Genomic DNA, 20,635 nt, shown 5'->3' on the forward strand with positions numbered 1-20,635 from the left:
TCACATTGCAAGGGATGTTGTTAAAGTTTTCACAATGTTCACAATTGCTCCTCTCCTTTAAGCGTGCGGACTTATAGTATTTAAGGGGAATCGTTCGTGACCAACTACGAAAATAAGTGATGAATATCATATCCAAGATACGGCTGGTTACTTACTAAATCGGCTATTTTAGTGTGACATATTACAGGTATATATATTCAAGGTAAAAACACAAATAAACCGATTCTGACGAGTCGGCTTGTTTGTGTAACTATAATAAGGCATGATATTAAAAATAATCTGAAAAGTATGGATGTTCATTCCGTATTAATTTCTCAAGCAGAAGCACGCTTGCATCATCACATTGCATACGGCCGATTCTTGCAAGATACGTAGGACGTTTGTAACCCATAAACATCGTTGTCATCGTGGGGATATCGATAGTAACAGAAGGTTTGCCTCCACCTTCCTTCAAGTACCCCTTCCCCGCTTTATCCACCGTTAATGTAAAGGTGCCCTGATTCCATTCGAGCATTGGATCATGTAAGTTGAAGACCACCTGACAATCCGTTTCTTGAATTTGGAACGGGTACTGCTCGATGAAAAGACCGACATCCACAATCCGAGCCATATAATATGGAGCTATAGTTTCTTTAATATCCCCATCATCCAGTATGAACGCCAACGGCTCGTCCTTATAAATATCTCCCTTGACCAGTGTGATCATCGAAAAGTGAGCACTGATGAAATTCCACAATCCTGTGCGAGCCTCTTCATCTAAGTACACCATCTCTTTAATATGAAAGACTTCCTCCGCTATCCAATACAACAGATACCCCGTTGGCTTCTCGTTGCCATCATAATAAATAGCTACCGTCATATCATCCAAATCCCAGCGCAAATACTCTTCCCATGCCAGTTCATTCCGAAGCATTGCCCCATGATTTTGTAGAGCATACGCCTCATAAATCGTCTTGATATCCGGATGTTCCGTCGTAACCCGATCGACATTACCTGGAACCATCTTCAGCTTCGGAAGCTGCGTATCTTGGACTTCAAAAGAAATTTTATCCGAGATGATCTCCCACCCTTTACGCCGGTAATACGGAATCGAATAGGGATATAGGTAGGAAATCGATTGTTTACGATCACGCATATTGCTTAATGCATGTAGCATCAGCTTGTTCATTAAGCCCAAATTGGCATATTCGGGATAGGTCCCAACACCTGTCAGTCCCCCCATCTCATAAATTTGACCGAATAGGTTCACTTGGAAAGGGTAAACAGCAAGTTGGGAGATGAGTTTATCGCCATCAAACCAGCCTAATACATCGGCATACTTCAATATGGGTAACTTCGATTGTGCAATCTCTCTATTTTCCCAGCCAAATGTTTGCAACTCACGGTTGGTCACTTGAAAAACATAACGCAGCAAATCATTAAACTGCTCCCCGTGTATCGTTTCGACACTCTTTAATTTGAGTCTGTCTTGCAACTTACGGCGATTCATCGGTTATAACCCTCCATTTGTTTAACACAATACACATTAGTCTTAGTCTCTATTCCTACACTGTAAACTATACAAAGGAGACAGAATCTCCATGTCTTTCTACTCTACGCAAATAAGCCACTCCTTTGGTAGACGGTTTATACCCCTACAACAATCCAAATGAGGTGACCTCTTAAAAATTCTACCATGTTCTCAATAAGGGTTCAATCTCACCTATAGCTTACACTTTAAACACGATTTAATAACATAGTAACGTCAAGATACTTCTGTTAACTCCATAACTTTACAATGACCTTATTCCTTAGCAATTAAAAAAAGGCTTATATCTATAGGACTCCCCTAAAGTATAAGCCTTTCATCGGTATCTAATACTATATCAATCCTGTAATTGCGCCATGCTCATCCATAGACATATACTCAGCTGCAGGAGACTTCGGTAGTCCTGGCATCGTCATAATATTTCCTGTATGAACTACAACGAAGCCTGCTCCAGCAGACAAAGAGATATCTCTAACATGCATCGTAAATCCTTCTGGAGCACCCAGTAGACGGGGCTGGTCTGAGAAGGAATACGGGTTTTTGGCCATACATACGGGCAGAGCACCATATCCAAGTCGATCAATCTCTGCAAGCCCCCGTACAGCGGATGGAGAGAAGGTCACCTGAGCACCACGATAAATCCTTTGTACAACCTTCTCAATTTTCGATCGAATATCCAATTCATCCGCATAGAGTGGAGTAAAGTTCGAAGCCTCCCTATTCAACAGTTCAACCAAGGCCTCAGCAAACTTTATAGTACCCTCACTACCTTCGGCCCAAGCCTTCGATATTTCTACTCGTATTCCAAGCTCATGACAACGTTGCTGTACTAGCTCTATTTCCTCAGAGGCATCTCCTGCGAAATGATTAATCGCTACCAATACAGGAACACCAAAAGTATGAATGTTCTCGATATGTCTCTCCATATTCAATAGACCTAGCTGCAATGCATCCATATTAGGACGGTCGAGTTCCTGTTTCGATACACCCCCGTTATACTTGAGGGCTTTGATGGTAACAACAAGCACAGCCGCCGATGGTCTCAGTCCGGTTTGACGACACTTAATGTCAAAAAACTTCTCAGCGCCCAAGTCAGCTCCAAACCCAGCCTCGGTTACGACGATTTTCGCCATTTTCAATGACAATCTAGTCCCCACAACACTACTACATCCGTGTGCAATATTGGCAAAAGGTCCCCCATGGATCATGACAGGTGTACCTTCTAATGTCTGAACCAGATTAGGCTTTATAGCTTCCTTAAGAAGAATGACCATCGCTTCTACCGCTCCCAATTGAACGGCTGTCACAGCTTCTCCTTCTTCGTTATATCCAATCACCATTCGACCCAGTCTATTACGTAAGTCAGACAAGTTCTCACTTAGACATAGAACAGCCATGATCTCCGAAGCCGTCGTGATGAGAAAACCAGACTCCTGCACCTGACCATTGCCATCACCAATTCCCGTCACAATCTGACGCAAGCTTCGATCATTCATATCCATCGCGCGCTTCCAGTTCATTCGTTTCGGATTCAACCGAAGGCTGTTTCCATGAAATATATGATTATCGATCATCGCAGATAATAGATTATGGGCAGATGTTATCGCATGAATATCCCCTGTAAAATGAAGATTAATGTCATCGGCAGGGACAATCTGTGCCTTTCCACTTCCTGTTGCCCCACCCTTCATACCGAAACAAGGCCCCAATGAAGGTTCTCTAAGCGCAGCAATAGTGGGTTCACCTATAGCATTTAACCCTTGCGCAAGGCCAATCGTAGTCAACGTCTTCCCTTCACCTGCAGGCGTAGGATTCATAGCCGTCACAAGAACTAATTGACCGTCGGGGCGATCTTTTACCTCTTCCCATAACGTGGGATTAATTTTACTTTTATATTTACCGTACAATTCTAGATGCTCCTCACTAATTCCTATAGTGCGAGCAACTTCGATAATAGGCTTCATGTTCTCAGGTAACCCCCATTAATGATCTGTAGTCTTACTCTATCTTTCTTTAAAAATGGACAATCACTATTGTAACTGAAAGAAGCAGAGAAATATATGTTACTATTCTCAGACTAATCTTAGTATGAAGGAATCAGATTAATACTTTCATCCTTATATCTTAAAAAAAAGAAAGGCCTACCTTTGGAAGGTAGACTTTCATGTCATTCGTATCATATTACGTATGAAATATGAATTACAGCAACTCTTTCATCGCCTGTATCATCGTCTCAGGAGAAGTCTTAGGCTCGAAACGCTCAACAACTTGTCCATCACGATTAACCAAGAATTTAGTGAAATTCCATTGGATGGCACTATCCTCGCCAACACCGGGTTGTTGCTCTTTCAAATATTGAAATAATGGATGTGCTCCTTCACCATTCACTTCAACTTTTGCGAATATCGGGAAGGTTACACCATAGTTCACTTGGCAGAAGGATTCCGCCTCTTCACTACTACCTGGTTCTTGAGCACCGAATTGATTGCATGGGAATCCTAAGATTTCCAACCCTTGTTCACGATATTCCTTGTACAGTTTCTCGAGATCACCATACTGCGGCGTCAACCCACACTTGCTCGCAGTGTTGGCAATGATAAGCACCTTACCTTTATACTGGTCTAATGAAACGTCTTTGTCAGCCGGAGTGACTGCTGTAAACTCGTATACGGACATCCTAGTTCCCCTCGCCTTCTTGTCATGATAGATTATACGCCATTCAAATGGTAGTTGAATCTATCTACTTTCATCATATAAGAAATAGCCACAATATCCAAATCTGAGGAATATCATGGCTATGATGATCTATATGTAATTATGCCTTCGTTGTAGCCATAATCTCAGCCTTCTTGGCTTCTCGTTGTTCTCGGGTAAGTTTGGGACATACATAACAATAGACACATTCACCGATTCGATAAGCCTGACAACATGAAGGTCTCACCCAATAGGGTTCGGATGGGTTATATGGATTATCTATTTCCTTAAACTTGATATCAAAGGGATTTCGTTTACGATGAAATATCTCTGACGACATCTCTTTTATGTAAAGATAGTCATCCTCAATACGAAGCAGATCTGCTTCATCAGATACCATGGATATCATGTTCTGTTTGAAATTCCACAACGTTAGAGGTAACTGCGCCCATAACTGTCCTATCGGTGCCTTTCCCGCTTCTGCCATACTCTCCATCAATGGGCGTAGCTCACCCCCATAGAAGCGATCCAGCGTAGCATTACGAAACTCCTTATGCTGCTCATGATCAGGTGTATGTTCCGTTGCATCATTCAACTGAAAAGCGATATTGGCATAGCCATTTCTCTTAATGATATGAACCGTCAGATTAGCAAGAGATAAGTCTAAGTAACAATTACATACAGAGACCATATATTGTTGTGCAATAGATAGACCCCGAATCCAGTTTGCAAAAAACGTCGCTGCTGCATTCAAATCTTGCGCTTGGAGAAGTTCACCGAATACCTCCAGAAACATTTGAGCTTCCTCGGGGTCTGTAAGATCCATAGCGGACTTCGTTAGAACCGTCTCTTGAGGAGCGATTATCGTGACGTTCCCATATTGTTCAAGCAACTTATAATCGATCGGTAACACATTACCCCTCCTGTCCGAGATACATCCAGCCACAAAAGCAGCATTCAAGGATTCTATATATATTTATATTTATAATTTAATTATCGTTATATTTAATTTCCTGAAGCTTTACGAATGCTATTCGTACGTCGTTCATTCCTATGTGAATCTAATTCCTGTTGATTGAAGTCATATACTTCATGTTCTACAGCCGGTTGGCCTATTAATGCATAAGGAAGACACAGCGGAAGACCCGAGCGCGGATCTTTAACAATATCAGCTTCAATCCCAAATACTTCACGTAAAACCTCTACCGTCATGACCTCAACTGGAGATCCACAAGCTACTGCATTACCTTGTTTAATAGCAATCATATGATGAGCATAACGAGAAGCATGATTTAAATCATGCACTACCATGACGATAGTCCGTTTCGCTGTTCGATTCAAATGCTCTAATAGGTGCAGCACTTCTAACTGATGGGCCATATCCAGATAGGTCGTAGGCTCATCGAGAAATAGAATGTCTGTATCCTGAGCCAAAGCCATGGCAATCCATGCACGTTGACGTTGACCTCCAGATAGTTGATCAATCGGACGATCATGAAAGGCTGCCATCCCCGTAACCTCGATCGCCCACTGTACCATTTCCTTATCTTCTGCTTGAAGAGACCCGAATCCCTTCTGGTAAGGAAATCGGCCAAAAGAAACAAGTTCCGTGACAGTTAGCCCTTCCGGTGCCGTTGGATTCTGTGGGAGAATAGCCATTTGCTTGGCTACCTCTCGCGTTGACTGCTTATGAATGGATTTACCATCCAGTAGAACTTGCCCCCCTGTGGGTTGCATAATCCGAGCCATAGCTTTCAATATCGTTGATTTGCCGGAGCCATTAGCTCCAACAAGTGCTGTTATTTGTCCATCAGGAATTTGTATATTTAAATCTTCAACAATGGTTCGGTTATCATATGATAATTGTAATTGAGCCGTATTTAGTCGAAACAACTCTTCACCCTCTTCATAGACAAAGATATTTTAATGCTATAATTAATATGATATTGAGAATCATTATCATTGTCAAGTCTTATTATTAACGCATACAAGGATATTCCCGGAATACCTAGGAATATCCTCAATGTGGTGTTATTTATTCACTGTAAAAGTTAGTCTAATGATTGCGCTTGAGATAAGCCAAAAACCTCTGAAATGAGGCGAAAAGACTGGAGTTTATCCTCAAAATCATGAATTATACTGGCGATCATAATCTCTTGCGTATTATAATCTTCACAAATTTGTAAAATCTGCTGTTTCACTTGCGATGGATCTCCTACGACCACACGCTTCCGATTCTCTTCAATACGAAATCGATCATAGGGGGTATAGGTGTATTTCAGAGCCGTCTCTACAGAAGGTGTCCCCGTCGACTTCGTGCCCCTCTCCATCAGAACTAATGAAAGATCCATACTTGAAGCAAGCCTATTTGCTTCTTCCTCCGTATCTGCACAGACCGCAAAAATGGCAACCATCGATTGAGGTTCACTGAACACGTTAGATGGTTTAAAGTTCTTCTGATAATCTTTCATGTATTGACTACCACCTTGGCCATTGATGAATTGAGCGAAAACATACCCCGCTCCACGTTCGGCCGCAAGTACCGCACTATCACCGCTTGATCCAAGTAACCACATCTCAGGTACGGTATCAACCTGGGGTTTCGCGATCAGACCGGCATAACGATGGACTTCACTTAAGGAGTCATGAAGATAAGCAATTAAATCATCTAATTTATCAGGATATCGATCTATTGTTCGGTCGAGCCCTTCCTGAAGTGCTTGTGTCGCAAGGGGCATCCCACCCGGAGCACGCCCTAGTCCAAGGTCAATACGCCCTGGATATAGTCCCTCAAGCAGACGAAAGTTCTCTGCTACTTTATACGGACTATAATGCGGTAGCATAACGCCACCTGCACCTACACGTAACGTTGATGTCTTAGCCGCTAAATGTGAGATTAACACTTCTGGACTCGATCCCGCTAAGTTATCCTCGAAATGATGTTCGGACACCCACAATCTGTGAAATCCCAACTTCTCAGCTTCCTGAGCCATGATAGAAGTCTGAGCAAGTGCTTCTAGCGCTGTGCTTCCCTCTGAGATGGTAGATTGATCCAACATACTGAGCTTTATCATACCTCTTCAAGACCTTTCCTCAAAAATAATGAATATATTATAACATCGAGTTTCAAATTTACTCTATGCATTGTTTCACTGATAATTAGAGCGTGCCTACAATGGCTGCTCATAAGATATTCCTTTGACCGAGAAAAAACTTCTTTATTATATGAATGGTAATACGTTAATATATGATAATAAAAAGCCCTCTCTTTAATACCAAGAGAGGGCACGTTCCATGCATGTCCTATTTTTCATGATCTGTGGATACTTTACGAGGAGGCCTGAGCCAACTTCACTAATAAATGGGACAAATGATGTTGCTCTTCCGAAGTACCTACCTTCCAAAGTTCCTGCAAAAGTTTCTCTTCACGGTTACGTGGTTCTTGTGTGTCAGAAAGATATCCTGCCACTTTCTCAGCTGTCGAGGCTAATTCCTCATCACTAAGACCAATAGACTTCCCTAGTTTAATTCGGGTGCTTAAATAGTCCTTGAACGATTCAAAATCAGAGAGAATACCATCCATATGGCTATCACTAATTCGGTCTAATGCATTATCAACTTTGTTCATATCTAACTCGCCATCTTTATTTACCACGTGATTATGTTCAGACATATTGATCCTCCCTTGTTGATTTATGGGTCACCATTTATTTAGCCATGTCACAAATTCATGAAACAATCATTGTTATCATTTGCACCTTATTCGATCCGTATTCGACAGCTTTGCCAATCATCACCTTCACAAACATGCGAAAAATGTCGATATATAGTTAGTTAGCGTTCATTTCAGTGTACAACCATCATTTCATTTTGTTTATATACGGAGGAACTAGCATGGCAAATATTATAGTAGTTGACGATTCTCTATTTATGCGACAGATACTGAAGGAACTCATCACAGGAATGGGGCACGTTGTCATCGGAGAAGCAGAAGATGGATACGAGGCTGTTTTGAAATATTCTGAATTACGTCCTGATATGATCACTATGGATATCAACATGCCTAAGATGAGTGGAGTTACTGCCCTTAAGGAGATTCTAAAGATTGATCCAGCAGCTAAAGTCCTCATCTGTTCTGCTCTCGGTCAACAATCAATGATAACCGAATCTATTCGCGCAGGTGCCAAAGACTATGTTATAAAACCTATTCAAGATGAACGCGTTATGGAAGCTATTAAAAAAGTTCTTGAGAGTTAACATGGACTAGGAAATCTTGATTGAAGTGACAGGATATCTTTATGCTTCATGTACCAAATCCTGTCCTTCTCAGCTGGGTTTAGAGTTTAGAGTAGTGTTTTGTGCAGAGTTCAGAGTTCAGAGTTCAGAGTTCAGAGTTCAGAGTTCAGAGTTCAGAGTTCAGAGTTCAGAGTTCAGAGTTCAGAGTTCAGGATTTATTATCCCCACATCTTCCTCATTCTTTCCACATGCCTTTTCCACACTTTCTCATTCTCTTCCATACCATCCCCATAACTCTCCATACCTTCTCATTCTTCCCCATACTCTCCATACTCTCCATACTCTCCTCATACCTTCTCAATTGTCCGCATTCTTCACTACTATTCATTCTTATACCTTCTTACACCACTAATATGTTCTATCTGATATCACCTTCCAGTTGATCTATATAAACAAACTTCCATATATATTATAATAATTACACTTACTGGGACTTATTTACCAGGGCTGAATTCATCTACTGGTGGAATTCATCGAGGCTGAGTTCATTTAGCGGGAAAACTGTAGCTAGAATATTTCCTGAGCGTAGATTAGCCACATTAGCAGGAGAATTTACTGCTAATCGTCATCATGTCCTTCAAGTTCACCTTATAAATTGCTTCAAGTCACCTTCCACTTCATCAAGCTCGTCTTTCTTATCATCAAGTACTAATTTCGCGGCAGTATTGCACGAATGTTGCTGATAATAAAAAAAGAAGGGGATAAATCCCCCTCTCATTTACGTTACATGGTCTTATTTTTTGCGTGAATATCCCTTACCGCCGCCACGTGTGCTACCACCGCGTGCTTCGCCTCCGCGTCCGCTTCCACCACGGGCTCCGCCCCCGAATGTGCTACCACCGCGTGCTTCGCCTCCGCGTCCGCTTCCACCACGGGCTCCGCCCCCGAATGTGCTGCCACCGCGTGCTTCGCCTCCGCGTCCACTTCCACCACGGGCTTCGCCCCCGAATGTGCTACCACCGCGTGCTTCGCCTCCGCGTCCACTTCCACCACGGGCTTCGCCCCCGAATGTGCTACCACCGCGTGCTTCGCCTCCGCGTCCACTTCCACCACGGGCTTCGCCCCCGAATGTGCTGCCACCGCGTGCTTCGCCTCCGCGTCCATTACCACCACGTCCACTACCTCTGCGATTCCCGCCATCTTTGTTCTGCCATCCAGAGGTCTGTTTACGGCCCGAAGACTGCCCACGACTACTCAAGTCGCCTCCGTCACGACTTCCTCTAGATGCTTTGCCTGCAGCACTAGATAAGTTCATCTTCTTAAATTCACTTTTACCATCATGATTTTCATAACGTAATTTCTCAATCTTATGGCGGATTTCAAGCTCAATACGTTGAACTTCTGGTTTATCTTTAGGATCAGCTAATGTTATAGCAAGACCTTTGTCACCGGCACGACCTGTACGGCCAATACGGTGGATATAACTTTCTACATCATGTGGGATATCGTAGTTAAAGACGTGTGTGATCCCTTCAACATCCAACCCACGTGCCGCTACATCCGTAGCTACTAAAATGTGCAATTTAGCTTCACGGAATTTTTTCATTACGCCTTCTCTTTTAGCCTGAGAAAGATCGCCGTGGAGCTCGTCCGAATTATATCCAGCTTCTCGAAGGGCTTCGTTAAGCATCTTCGCACGACGTTTTGTTCGACAGAACACAAGAGCTAAATAGGGATTATATTCATTAATCATACTAAATAGCGCCGCTTGTTTATTACGATCAGAACACTCTATAACCACTTGACGAATATGTTCAAGTGGAACGAGCGAATTCTCGCCTTTAATAATGATATCTTCGGCATCTGTCGTATAAGCACCCGCGATTCTCTTGATCTCAGCCGGCATGGTTGCGGAGAATAACATCGTTTGACGACGATACGGAAGTGCTTGAATCAACGTCTCTACGTCGTTCAGGAACCCCATATGAAGCATTTGATCTGCTTCATCCAAGACCAACATCTTCACGCCACCAAGATCCAACGTGCCACGTTCTAGATGATCTAACAACCGACCTGGTGTTCCGATAATAAGATGACGTCCACCTTCAAGTTTGCGAAGTTGCTTCTCAACATCCTGTCCACCATAGACAGCAAGGATCTTGACCTCAGTATTCCGTGCTAACTTACGTGCTTCTTCCGTTATTTGTAGAGCTAACTCACGTGTTGGAGCTACAATTAATGCCTGAGGAAATTGTCTATTTGGATCAATCTTCATCATGATCGGTAGCAAGAATGCCAACGTCTTTCCTGTTCCAGTACGAGCTCGCGCGATAACATCTCGTCCTGCTAGAAGCAATGGAATGGCTTCGTGTTGTACTGGTGTTGGTTCTGTAATTCCTTGATTATAAATAACTTTATCTAAATCCATCGAAATGCCTAAGTCTTGAAATTTGGGCAAATCTTTCACCTCGTTCTATTTATTTTATAAGATGAATGTGTCAACCCAGTTCAAATAGGTTAACCATCCATCTCTAATTCATACAAACCGCCATACCAATCAAATAACGCAGTCCTTCGTGCCGTAAGTTACACCATAATAATACATCGATCCCTCATTATGAGTAGTATCCATTTCATTACTGTGTACTCCACTGCTCATTGTATTGGATGTCTGTTAATAGCTCATGATTAGGAATAATACAACTCGTTCCCATCCACATTGGCTCGGATACCTTAAGGGTTCCATCCAGGCCACCACATCATACGAAAATCTGCACAAAAATACATAACGTCTAAAACCGGATACCTACGTCTTATAGAATCTAATCCCCATTGTAACACGCCAGCACGTAAGTAGAAACGGCTTCACCATCCCTAGAGGGTAGTGAAGCCGTCTCTACTTGAGTTAAAGCCAAAAGATTCGCGAAAACTTAACATTTCCGGTTATTATGAATGCCCCAAGAGACTATCCATCCTTCTTATCTCTTAGAATCTTCCGGATTTAAATATCCCATACAGCAACCATAACACCATAAGTAACGCAACAATAAATCCAATACCAATCACAGGGAGCTGCCACAACACGGAGGATTGATTGTTCATAGCAGACCCGATAATAAGCCCTACCATAATAATGCTGAAGGCCAACAATACGATACTCATAGAGAGCCTATTACTGATCTGATCCATCTTACGCATTAGAGCTTGAAGCTCAGGTATGCTAATCTCGACCTTCAACTTTCCTTTACTGATGAGCGCTGACAGCTGACGAGCTTGTCCGGGAAACTCTAAGAACCCCTCAATCAAACCCGTCACTCCCCCAATAAACTTCTTCTGAAGGCGTCCCGTACTGTACCGTTCTTTCAATAATTTCTTACCAAAAGGTTCTGCCATATCTATGATACTTAAAGATGGATCCAACTTCTCCATTACACCTTCCATCGTCAGTAACGCTTTACCGAGAAGTGTTAGATCCGGTGGGATAATAATCTGATGATGTCTCGCAACTCCAAATAGATCATTCAGAGCCTTTCCCATACTGATCTCAGAGAACGGGATATCATAATACTCATCCCTTAATCGATCCAGATCAGCTCGTAGAGCCGAGATATCGCCGTTTTCAGGAAATAATCCTAATTTTAGAATGGCACGAACCATACCATCCGTATTTTTTCGCATTAGAGCAATAATTAGAGCAGATAATTGATCCTTCATATCTACACTTAGACGACCCACCATGCCAAAATCAATAAAAGCAATGCTTCCATCCTTTTGGACCAAAAGATTACCCGGGTGAGGGTCCCCATGAAAGAATCCTTAAATGAAAATCTGCTGAAGTATACCGTTTGTAACACGCTCCGCGATTTCCTTGAGATCATATCCTTTATCTAACAACTGCTCTCGGCGACTCAACATGATGCCGTCGATATATTCCATCGTAAGCACGCGTGAGGATGTAAACTCCCAATATATACTCGGGATATAGATATGTTTATCGTGCTGGAATTGTAACGCAATTTTCTCCGTGTTACGTGCTTCCTGGCTATAATCTAATTCTGCTAATATCGACTTGGATAATTCCGCTACGATGCGAGTTAGTTGATATTGCTTAGCCCATTCCCAGCGTTTCTCCGCCATAGCAGATAAACTACTAATAATATCTAAATCACGGCTGACCATCTTCACAACACCAGGGCGCTGAATTTTGATAGCTACGGTCTCGCCCGTTCTTAACTTTCCTCTATGAACTTGCCCTATGGATGCTGCTGCAATAGGTATATCTTCGAACCAAGATAATCCTTCTTCGATCGCTATATCTAACTCCTGCTCAAGGATACCCCGAGCGATCTCCGAAGAGAAAGCGGGCACTTGATCTTGAAGTTTCACTAACTCCTGAATAACGCCCTCTGGCAAAAGGTCAGAACGTGTACTCGCGATTTGACCCAGCTTGATAAACGTAGGGCCCAAATCTTCCAACACATGCCGAATTCGTTCACCAATCGTCTTCGTCTCCACGGATTCATGCGTAATCCAACGACGTGGGAGCGTAAGAACCTGGAACAGTTCAAGTTCTTCCACCATATACCCGAAGCCATGACGTATGAGCGCCATGGCAATTTCACGGTATCTTCCTGTATGACTAATACGCGCAGCCATTATTCAGCCTTCGGAGTTTCCAATTCCGCGATTCTGCTCTCTAATGTAGCGATACGCTGTTCAAGTTTAATCAGATCATCTCCAGTAGGGACATGAAGTTCTGTGAGAAGACGGTTCACCTGCTCATGTATAAGAGACTTCAACTGACTTTGTTCTTCCTCTCCCCGTTCGATAAGGCGAGTAACCAATGCCCTAGATTCGTTGGGTGCAAGTTCACCACGAGCCACGAGGTCATCCACAACTTTCTCCACTTTCTCTTTACTTACCATTGTGAGGCCCAACCCTAAAGAAACAGCCTTCTTAAATAAATCACTCATGTTTATTCCTCCATATCTAAGATATATATTAGAATCAGTAGCGTATGTGGAAATGGATTAACTTTATTTTATATAGAATTTTTAGCGAGACGTCCACTGTGCTGCTTGAAGAATCAACTGTCGTATTACAGGTTGTTTAAAGGACGGTTCATGATGTCCAGCCATAAAGACCGTTACACGTCCAAGGCCGTACGTATGTGTCCAGGCTGCAGGATGCCACTTGTCATCTAACTTATACTCCAGCAGAATCTGCTTCTCCGTTAATGAATCAAATTCAAATTGAAATGGTTCTTCTTCCATTTCAAAAGGTTCTACACCCGCCGTTATAGCATGTTCTTCGTCACTAGGACGGAAAGATAAAGGTTGATAGTTGGGGTGTCCAATAAGCTTACCCCCCATTAACTGTGCTAACTCATATCGGTCTCCAAGTGAAATGCCATTATGAATGATCAATAACCCACCGCCGTGGCTTACATATGACAACAACCCTGCCGTCTGCTGTGGCGAGATTTTCTCATCCCATAAATCGATATAGGAAATACAAAGATCGAACTGTTGAATGTTATTATCTAATAACATGTTTTTGTTCTCACTACACTGTACAGTCATAACATCATTCAATATATGGCTAATTTGTGCATCTACACCTTGTAAAGGGTGAAACTTCGGATGTGTATAATCTCCAAATAACAAACATTTTTTATTCGTATTCATTTATTTATTCCTCCTAATATTACCCGGGTAACGACCGTTAAGTGTAATCTACTCAACACATGTTCTCCCATTTAGTCCTAGCTTCGTAAAAGCTGCTATTAGATATTCTCCTCTTCGTGCCTATTTCACATACAATTCTTATCTCATGCCTCTAGCGATCCAGAGGTTATAAAACGGTAATATGTAATATAAATCCATTTTATATAGAATATCAAAATGGTACAAGCCTTTCGGCTGTACCATTGGAAGCTACATTGTGGTCATTTAAGTATAGCACTTCATCTTTAGAATTGTTTCTTATTCTTCATCAGTAACAGCCACTTCGCTCTCTGATTGAGAAGCAAAATACCGCCCTAACTCCACCATCATACTACCCATACGTTCTTCTTCCGGCATTATAATACGCTGAATTCCTTCTTCTTTCAGCGCTTGAGCTGTAACTTTACCTACAGCTACTGCCACGACCTTATTTTCCAATGCATTAATCAATGTAGTCACTTCATTATGTTCCCGGGCATACTCCATCAAGAAGCGGAACTGTGGTGCACTTGTAAAGGTAACCGCATCGATTCTAGCTTGTACGATATCCTGTATGAGTTGTTCCAAATGTTGTTCTTCAGGTTGCTCATGACGATAAGGAAGTATTTGTTTCGTTGTTGCTCCCTGCTCATCTAACCATTTCGTAAGTTTGGGTGCCGAGTCGCCATGGAGTTGTAAGATCACATTAGCACCTCTTATATCATATGACTCAAAGGAACGAATTAGTCCCTCACTACTCCCATCATCATCTCTAATAACAGGTGTCAATTGACGCTTTTTCAACGCATTCACTGTTTTGTATCCTCTGGCCGCAATGGATGAAGTGGACAGAATTTCTAGGAATTTGTCTTCTATGCCCATATTCTCAGCCATAGCAAATAGAGCTTCTAAACCCATACCTGTCGTTAAGATTACCCATTCTGGCGGATTCTCAATCCATGAAACTAATTCCTCACGAATCTTGTCATTATCTAGAAAAACGGTTCCTTGTGCCGGGCGATAAACGGGCGTCCCACCCATATTTTCTATTAACTTACCCATTTCAGCTACTTTACGAGAGGCAGCTAGAGCTACAACTTTACCAATCATCTTCTGAGACATCTTCTTATCCTCCCATCATCTTAGAGGTACAACCATTTATGTGAATAACAATCTATCCACTCATCAATTGTACCATCTTCCTCCTAAAATGTTTAATGTTTCAGGGAAGTTTTACGAGGACGAAGGAGTACAAAAATCCCAATAGGAATAATAATCTCAAATATAATCGCAATCCATGGCCATTGATGATTAAATTCTAACATTTGAACCGCATCATGAAAAAACCAGCCTGCACAAGAAAATGAGAGAACCCCAACCGGTGCTACCATCATTTTACCAGATATAGAAGGTGCCATAATCTTGAGTCCATAACAGATAACGTACAGACTAATCGCCATATTAATTAGAACGAGTGGATACCATACGCCAACCATGAGAAGATCGAATCGATCCAAGAAATCTGCGATCCTAATCTCACGGATCAGTTCATAACTGGGATACATCAACCTTTCTGCGACAGGAACTCCTATCACTAATATTAACATGAGTACAACTAGAACAATTAACAATGTACTTATGACTAGTGAGTTAAGGAGATCTCTATAGCGGTATGCTTTGCTAGGTATAATAAATGGCAACACAATAATCTGTCCTATAGACGATAATACAAGCCAAGTTCCCTCGGTTACCCCAGGCATGTTCAGATGGAGGATAGGCATCATATTAGATACATCTAGTGCCTTCAATAACATAATTAGCATGAACAACAGCGATATGATGAATAGTGGGCCCATCAACTCTGATAACGAAATTAATGTTCGAGCTCCACCCCTTGCTATATAGATCACCGTGGCAGTAATACAAAGTGTAATAATAACTAACGGCGTATTGGGTAACAAAATCACATTTGTATAGTCAATCATAATTCTAGTATCGCGCGCAAGAATGTAAAAGAAGAAGATAAGATAGAGAAACACTATTCCTCTTCCTAGAGCGGGAAACCTAGCGGTTAACGACTGGAATAAATCCTGATCTGGAAATCGCTTCGCACTACGTGATAACAAACATAGAACTCCCATAAATAGGATGGATGCTACCAAATAGGTGACATATGTATGTTGTTTCGCTGCTGAGAGCGAACGTACTTCATTGATCACAAAAGGTATCATATAGACGATCCCGAGAATGATGATTTGACGATGTGTAATTTTGGTCACATTGATTCCCTCTTCCTTGTTAAAACGGATTCCATTGCTTAATGATCCGCCCAAGCCACGCCGTTGGGCTTATGGTTTTATCGAATTTCAAATCGAATATAAATATACCTACACTTAGGACAAACAAAGAGCAGGCAACCCATCGATTAGATGGAGGGAGTGTACGAAGAACCTTCCAGTCCAACCATAGTATCAAGATAATAAAAACGATGAGTAACAGCGATAAATTAATCATGAACTATCTCCCCTTCTGGAAGCCCCATAGGTTCTAGAGCTTGACCAACGGTCTCAAGATGCATATCTACAGCGATTTCTGTTTTGACATGAGGATATATATCTTGCCACCGATTCTTCAATCGATCCCAATCTTTCGGTTTCTGGTGGTGAATAGCTCGGCCAAACCCTAAACTGTCTGCTTGATATTGTTCTTGTAGTATTGTTATGACTTTTGTTAAATCTTTCTGTACCTTCTCTTCCACTGATTCTTGAATTTTATACATACCCATGTCACTCGATGGAGTGAATTCAGATTCTGCCTCAACAATTGTTCCTTCCAACTTAATTTGAATTTTCATGGTTATTTCATCTCCATGAATGACGGGAACTAGCTTCACGTTACTCTGTCTAAATGAAAGGGTTAGTGTTCCTTCGCCCATGGGCGAAGGTATCGTTATTCCTAAGTTTTTATTTTGATTCATGCCAATAATGATGATTTTGGCCATTTCATCCTTTAAGGATCCAACCATGCGATCCCCTTTAAAAATAGCTAAGCCATTAAGTTTAACATTCTTTACAGCTTCACCTACCTTAGGAGGTACGGACAAGTCCACCTTAATCATCGGGAGTGTAAGGTCAACCCCTTCAGACAATAGGTCATTCAATAGGCGTTTAATGGTGATAGGCGTTCTGGTGTAACTAAGAACTAGCTCCCGAACCATCTCGGTTGGAAAGGATTCAAGCGGTGCATCCGTATCAAGTATTTTGTAAGCTGGCCCCTCTGTAACTGCTACTACCGATAAGAGTCGATTCTGAGGTGTCCTAGTAAACACATCCAGAATAGGTGCGATTCCCTCACGTGCTAAATCTTCTCCTATAATTAGAGAGCGGCGAGACGAAACATTAAACTCACGCGAAGTACTTCTTTGAGATTCAAGTGTTGACACGCGTAGGGTCTTCCCTATGTTAGATTCGATATACCACCTCTTACCCCCAGTAGTTCCTTTACCTCCAGGACCTCCAAGCTCACCAGGCAAAGCGATCTGTAAACTAGTGCGATACTGAGAGCCCTCCTTATCTACAGCAGTACCTATTACAAAGGCTAAATCATTGATTTCCTTGCGATCCCAACAACCAGATAAGAATACTGGACAGATTAACAACATCGCAGTTACTGAGAATATTTTCTTCATATCACCTTTTCACCAACCTTTTTCAGGTTTAGGAGTTCCGTTTATTTCTTTCTTCATTCGCTTATTATTATCTTCCGCTTTTCCATGGGGTCTATGGATCATTCGCCACCTAGGTGCACGGACGAATATATCCTTCTGATCGTTCTTATAGAATGGGCTAATTCCCGACAAATATGGGACTCCAAAGGAAGTTAACTGAGATAAGTGAACTAGTATCCACATCGAAGCAATCACTATACCGAATAGTCCAAACATACCTGCCATAATCATTAATGGGAATCGTAATAATCGAACGGTAATGGCTAGATTAAACCTAGGGATTGTAAAAGAGGCTATTCCCGTTAGAGATACGACAATAACCATAGGTGCAGACACAATTCCCGCTTCTACTGCCGCTTGTCCAATCACGAGTGCTCCGAGTATACTGACGGCTTGTCCGACAGTCTTGGGTAAGCGGATTCCCGCTTCACGTAAAGCTTCAAATGCGATTTCCATCATCAATGCTTCAACAAGTGCTGGAAAGGGAATAGCTTCACGAGCTGCCGATATACTTAGGATCAAGGTTGATGGCAACATATCCTGGTGATAGGTCGTCACAGCTATATACAAGCCAGGAAGAAATATAGCAATCAACACAAAGATGTATCGGAGCATTCGAACGAAATTACTAATAAAAAATCGTTCATAGTAATCCTCACTCGCTTGCATTAATTGCCATAAGGACACGGGGCCAACCAGAACAAAGGGTGTACCATCAACTATAATGGCAAAAGAGCCCTCTAATAATTGAGCAGCAACCGAATCAGGTCGTTCCGTATATTGCACCTGTGGAAAGGGTGAATACGGATGATCCTCTATCAGTTCTTCAATATACCCCGATTCTAGAATGCCATCGATCTTAATGTCCTTTAGACGTTTGGTAACATCTTTAATTTGTTTAGGATCCGCTAATCCATCGATATACGTTAGAACAACATCTGTTTTGCTCTCTTCCCCAATCACAAAACTAACCATCTTTAGCTTCGGTGTCTTGAGCTTGAAGCGTATAAGTGCCGTATTCACCCTTAAGGTTTCTGTGAAACCTTCTCTTGGGCCACGGATAACAGACTCCGTCTGTGGTTCTTCCACGCCACGTCTTACGCCGCCCTTCACATTGAAGAAATGTGCTTCATTGCTTCCTTCCATCAGCAATACTACACTGGAGTTAATTACCGCAGTAATGACTTCGCCCCATGTCGTACCCTTTGAAGCTTGTAACAGCGACACGCGAGTATTTTGAGGTGACTTAATAGGTTCGTCCTCACCTTCATTCTCAACGTAACCTATGATAAATGGATTCAACATTTCAGATTCTACTTCCTTAGAGTCTGCAATGCCTTCTATATAGAATATAAATGCTGCCTGCCCTTGGGTTGCTTGAATATTTCGGTACACCATATCTGAGCTATCCGAGAATATCTTTTTTGCCATCTCTATATTTCGGGATAAATCCTTCTGTAGGAGCTCCTCTTCAATAGGTGGAGATGGAAGACCCAAAGTACCATTGGAAGATGCCCCTGTGTCTGATATAAATTTCTGTGATCTTCCTGATTTCCTCACTCGTCGACACCTCGATTGATTGTTATATTTTCATAGGATTTATCAGTAGGTTGTTCCATATTTATGGAAATTATGTATGGATCATTAAATACATCACTATCGCTGTGGTCTCATTCTAAAAATCATAAAAAAAGAAACCTTTCTTTAGTAAAATGGAAGTTCGACCAGCCATTTTAAATCAAGAAGAGGTTTCTTTTTTACATTCAATATACGTTTCACATTTTATTTAAGATCTATCATTAGTATCTACAGGAACATTATCACCATGATTAGGAGTTATTGTTGTGTCTTTATTCTTACGTCCTCTACGTAGAAATTTAAATAATCCACCTATAGCAACAACCAATACAATCCCGAACTTCTTAACAAGTACAACAAGCATAGCAATTAAGCCAACTTTTTTGGCTACGACCAATCCAGCGCCACCCACAATTAATCCAGTAAGGCCCATTTCAGCTAGCTTATCGGTAGACTCGTCGAAGTCTGCATACCCTTCCCCTGCGTTTACTGAGAAGTTGGATACCACCATATTCTCAAAAGTCTTGCGGTCCTCCACCAAATGTTCAGGATCGGTTACAAGAATTGCAGAAACGTACCCTTCTCTCGTTAATAAGCGCACGTTGTAATTAATTAGTGTCTCATTGTTGATATCGTGAGCTAGGAGTGACCATTTCAAACTATGTAAGTTATCATCGTACGTCGGTGGAACATCCCAACCGTCTACGAATAAGTGGTTCTCTTCTGTTGTTTCTTTATTGGCTGCTTCCGTACCATCTTTATAGCTTTTTAGTAAAGCATCTGCATCGATATCATTTTTCTCATCATCTGAAATATGACCCACATCATCATAATCAAAAAATACAGACCAATTTTCATTCTCATCCATTGGATATACCGATCCAATCTCCTTGTTACTCGGTACTCCACCATAGGACAGTTCATTTGCTATTGTGTTGTCCTTATCTAGAAAAAGTAGCCCTGTCTGTAATTTGAGTTTGGCTATTGTGCTAAGATCAACTTCTTGTCCCGAACCCTCTACCCACTTTAATTCCTGGGTTTCAGCATCCGCATGCACAACACTCGATACCCCCATCATTGCATAGACTGCAATGATGAAAGCTAGTATCAAGCTGATCGCTCTGCGATCTATTCTAAACCTTCCAATTCTCTGAATCTTCACAGTAT

Annotated in this window: 18 protein-coding genes and 1 pseudogene; 1 reads left to right on the forward strand and 18 read right to left on the reverse strand. The window is 41.8% G+C overall.

What is annotated here, in order from left to right; translation table 11 throughout:
- Window positions 1-268 precede the first annotated feature (268 nt).
- The 7 genes from AC1D69_RS14030 to AC1D69_RS14060 all read right to left on the reverse strand — a co-directional run bounded on the left by AC1D69_RS14030 (window position 269) and on the right by AC1D69_RS14060 (window position 7,895).
- A complete protein-coding gene (locus AC1D69_RS14030; RefSeq protein ID WP_495456782.1) occupies window positions 269-1,489 on the reverse strand; it encodes a GNAT family N-acetyltransferase in 1,221 nt (406 codons plus the stop codon).
- A 371-nt stretch (window positions 1,490-1,860) separates the two neighbouring features.
- Complete coding sequence (locus AC1D69_RS14035; RefSeq protein WP_495456783.1) at window positions 1,861-3,492, reverse strand: formate--tetrahydrofolate ligase; 1,632 nt, start codon at window positions 3,490-3,492, stop codon at window positions 1,861-1,863.
- Between the two features lie 235 nt (window positions 3,493-3,727).
- Complete coding sequence (locus AC1D69_RS14040) at window positions 3,728-4,204, reverse strand: glutathione peroxidase (protein ID WP_495456784.1); 477 nt, start codon at window positions 4,202-4,204, stop codon at window positions 3,728-3,730.
- Window positions 4,205-4,343: 139 nt separating this feature from the next.
- Entirely contained in the window at window positions 4,344-5,135 is a 792-nt protein-coding gene (locus AC1D69_RS14045; RefSeq protein ID WP_495456785.1) for a hypothetical protein, read from the reverse strand.
- Window positions 5,136-5,227: 92 nt separating this feature from the next.
- A complete protein-coding gene (locus tag AC1D69_RS14050; RefSeq protein ID WP_495456786.1) occupies window positions 5,228-6,115 on the reverse strand; it encodes an ABC transporter ATP-binding protein in 888 nt (295 codons plus the stop codon).
- 158 nt (window positions 6,116-6,273) lie between these two features.
- Window positions 6,274-7,296 (reverse strand): LLM class flavin-dependent oxidoreductase, encoded by a 1,023-nt coding sequence (locus AC1D69_RS14055; protein ID WP_495456787.1) that lies wholly within the window; start codon window positions 7,294-7,296, stop codon window positions 6,274-6,276.
- A 254-nt stretch (window positions 7,297-7,550) separates the two neighbouring features.
- On the reverse strand, window positions 7,551-7,895 hold the full coding sequence (locus AC1D69_RS14060) for a DUF3243 domain-containing protein (protein ID WP_495456788.1): 345 nt from the start codon (window positions 7,893-7,895) through the stop codon (window positions 7,551-7,553).
- 221 nt (window positions 7,896-8,116) lie between these two features.
- On the opposite strand from AC1D69_RS14060, the gene AC1D69_RS14065 reads away from it, so the two are divergent.
- On the forward strand, window positions 8,117-8,479 hold the full coding sequence (locus AC1D69_RS14065) for a response regulator (RefSeq protein ID WP_495456789.1): 363 nt from the start codon (window positions 8,117-8,119) through the stop codon (window positions 8,477-8,479).
- Window positions 8,480-8,693: 214 nt separating this feature from the next.
- On the opposite strand, the gene AC1D69_RS14070 is transcribed toward AC1D69_RS14065, so the two are convergent.
- The 11 genes and pseudogenes from AC1D69_RS14070 to AC1D69_RS14120 form a co-directional block, all read right to left on the reverse strand.
- Window positions 8,694-8,846: a hypothetical protein gene (locus AC1D69_RS14070; RefSeq protein ID WP_495456790.1), complete on the reverse strand. Its 153-nt coding sequence runs from the start codon at window positions 8,844-8,846 to the stop codon at window positions 8,694-8,696.
- Window positions 8,847-9,251: 405 nt separating this feature from the next.
- The gene (locus AC1D69_RS14075; RefSeq protein ID WP_495456791.1) at window positions 9,252-10,916 is read right to left on the reverse strand and encodes a DEAD/DEAH box helicase; all 1,665 of its coding nucleotides are present in this window, start codon (window positions 10,914-10,916) and stop codon (window positions 9,252-9,254) included.
- 527 nt (window positions 10,917-11,443) lie between these two features.
- Window positions 11,444-13,114: pseudogene (locus tag AC1D69_RS14080) on the reverse strand (ABC1 kinase family protein).
- On the reverse strand, window positions 13,114-13,431 hold the full coding sequence (locus AC1D69_RS14085) for a phasin family protein (RefSeq protein ID WP_495456792.1): 318 nt from the start codon (window positions 13,429-13,431) through the stop codon (window positions 13,114-13,116). Before AC1D69_RS14085 ends, AC1D69_RS14080 begins: the two are co-directional and overlap by 1 nt.
- A gap of 81 nt (window positions 13,432-13,512) precedes the next feature.
- On the reverse strand, window positions 13,513-14,145 hold the full coding sequence (locus AC1D69_RS14090; RefSeq protein WP_495456793.1) for a ThuA domain-containing protein: 633 nt from the start codon (window positions 14,143-14,145) through the stop codon (window positions 13,513-13,515).
- A gap of 297 nt (window positions 14,146-14,442) precedes the next feature.
- On the reverse strand, window positions 14,443-15,285 hold the full coding sequence (locus AC1D69_RS14095) for a uroporphyrinogen-III synthase (protein WP_495456794.1): 843 nt from the start codon (window positions 15,283-15,285) through the stop codon (window positions 14,443-14,445).
- Window positions 15,286-15,377: 92 nt separating this feature from the next.
- Window positions 15,378-16,442 carry a GerAB/ArcD/ProY family transporter gene (locus AC1D69_RS14100; RefSeq protein ID WP_495456795.1) on the reverse strand — a complete coding sequence of 355 codons (1,065 nt, stop codon included), beginning with the start codon at window positions 16,440-16,442 and terminating at the stop codon, window positions 15,378-15,380.
- Between the two features lie 19 nt (window positions 16,443-16,461).
- Window positions 16,462-16,677, reverse strand: coding sequence for a hypothetical protein (locus AC1D69_RS14105; protein ID WP_495456796.1), 216 nt, complete (start codon window positions 16,675-16,677; stop codon window positions 16,462-16,464).
- Window positions 16,670-17,851 carry a Ger(x)C family spore germination protein gene (locus AC1D69_RS14110; protein WP_495456797.1) on the reverse strand — a complete coding sequence of 394 codons (1,182 nt, stop codon included), beginning with the start codon at window positions 17,849-17,851 and terminating at the stop codon, window positions 16,670-16,672. The genes AC1D69_RS14105 and AC1D69_RS14110 overlap by 8 nt, the downstream gene beginning before the upstream one ends.
- Before the next feature lie 9 nt (window positions 17,852-17,860).
- Entirely contained in the window at window positions 17,861-19,387 is a 1,527-nt protein-coding gene (locus tag AC1D69_RS14115) for a spore germination protein (protein WP_495456897.1), read from the reverse strand.
- 289 nt (window positions 19,388-19,676) lie between these two features.
- Complete coding sequence (locus AC1D69_RS14120) at window positions 19,677-20,630, reverse strand: DUF2167 domain-containing protein (protein ID WP_495456798.1); 954 nt, start codon at window positions 20,628-20,630, stop codon at window positions 19,677-19,679.
- Between the last annotated feature and the right edge of the window lie 5 nt (window positions 20,631-20,635).

This window comes from Paenibacillus sp. Y301 (assembly GCF_059445505.1).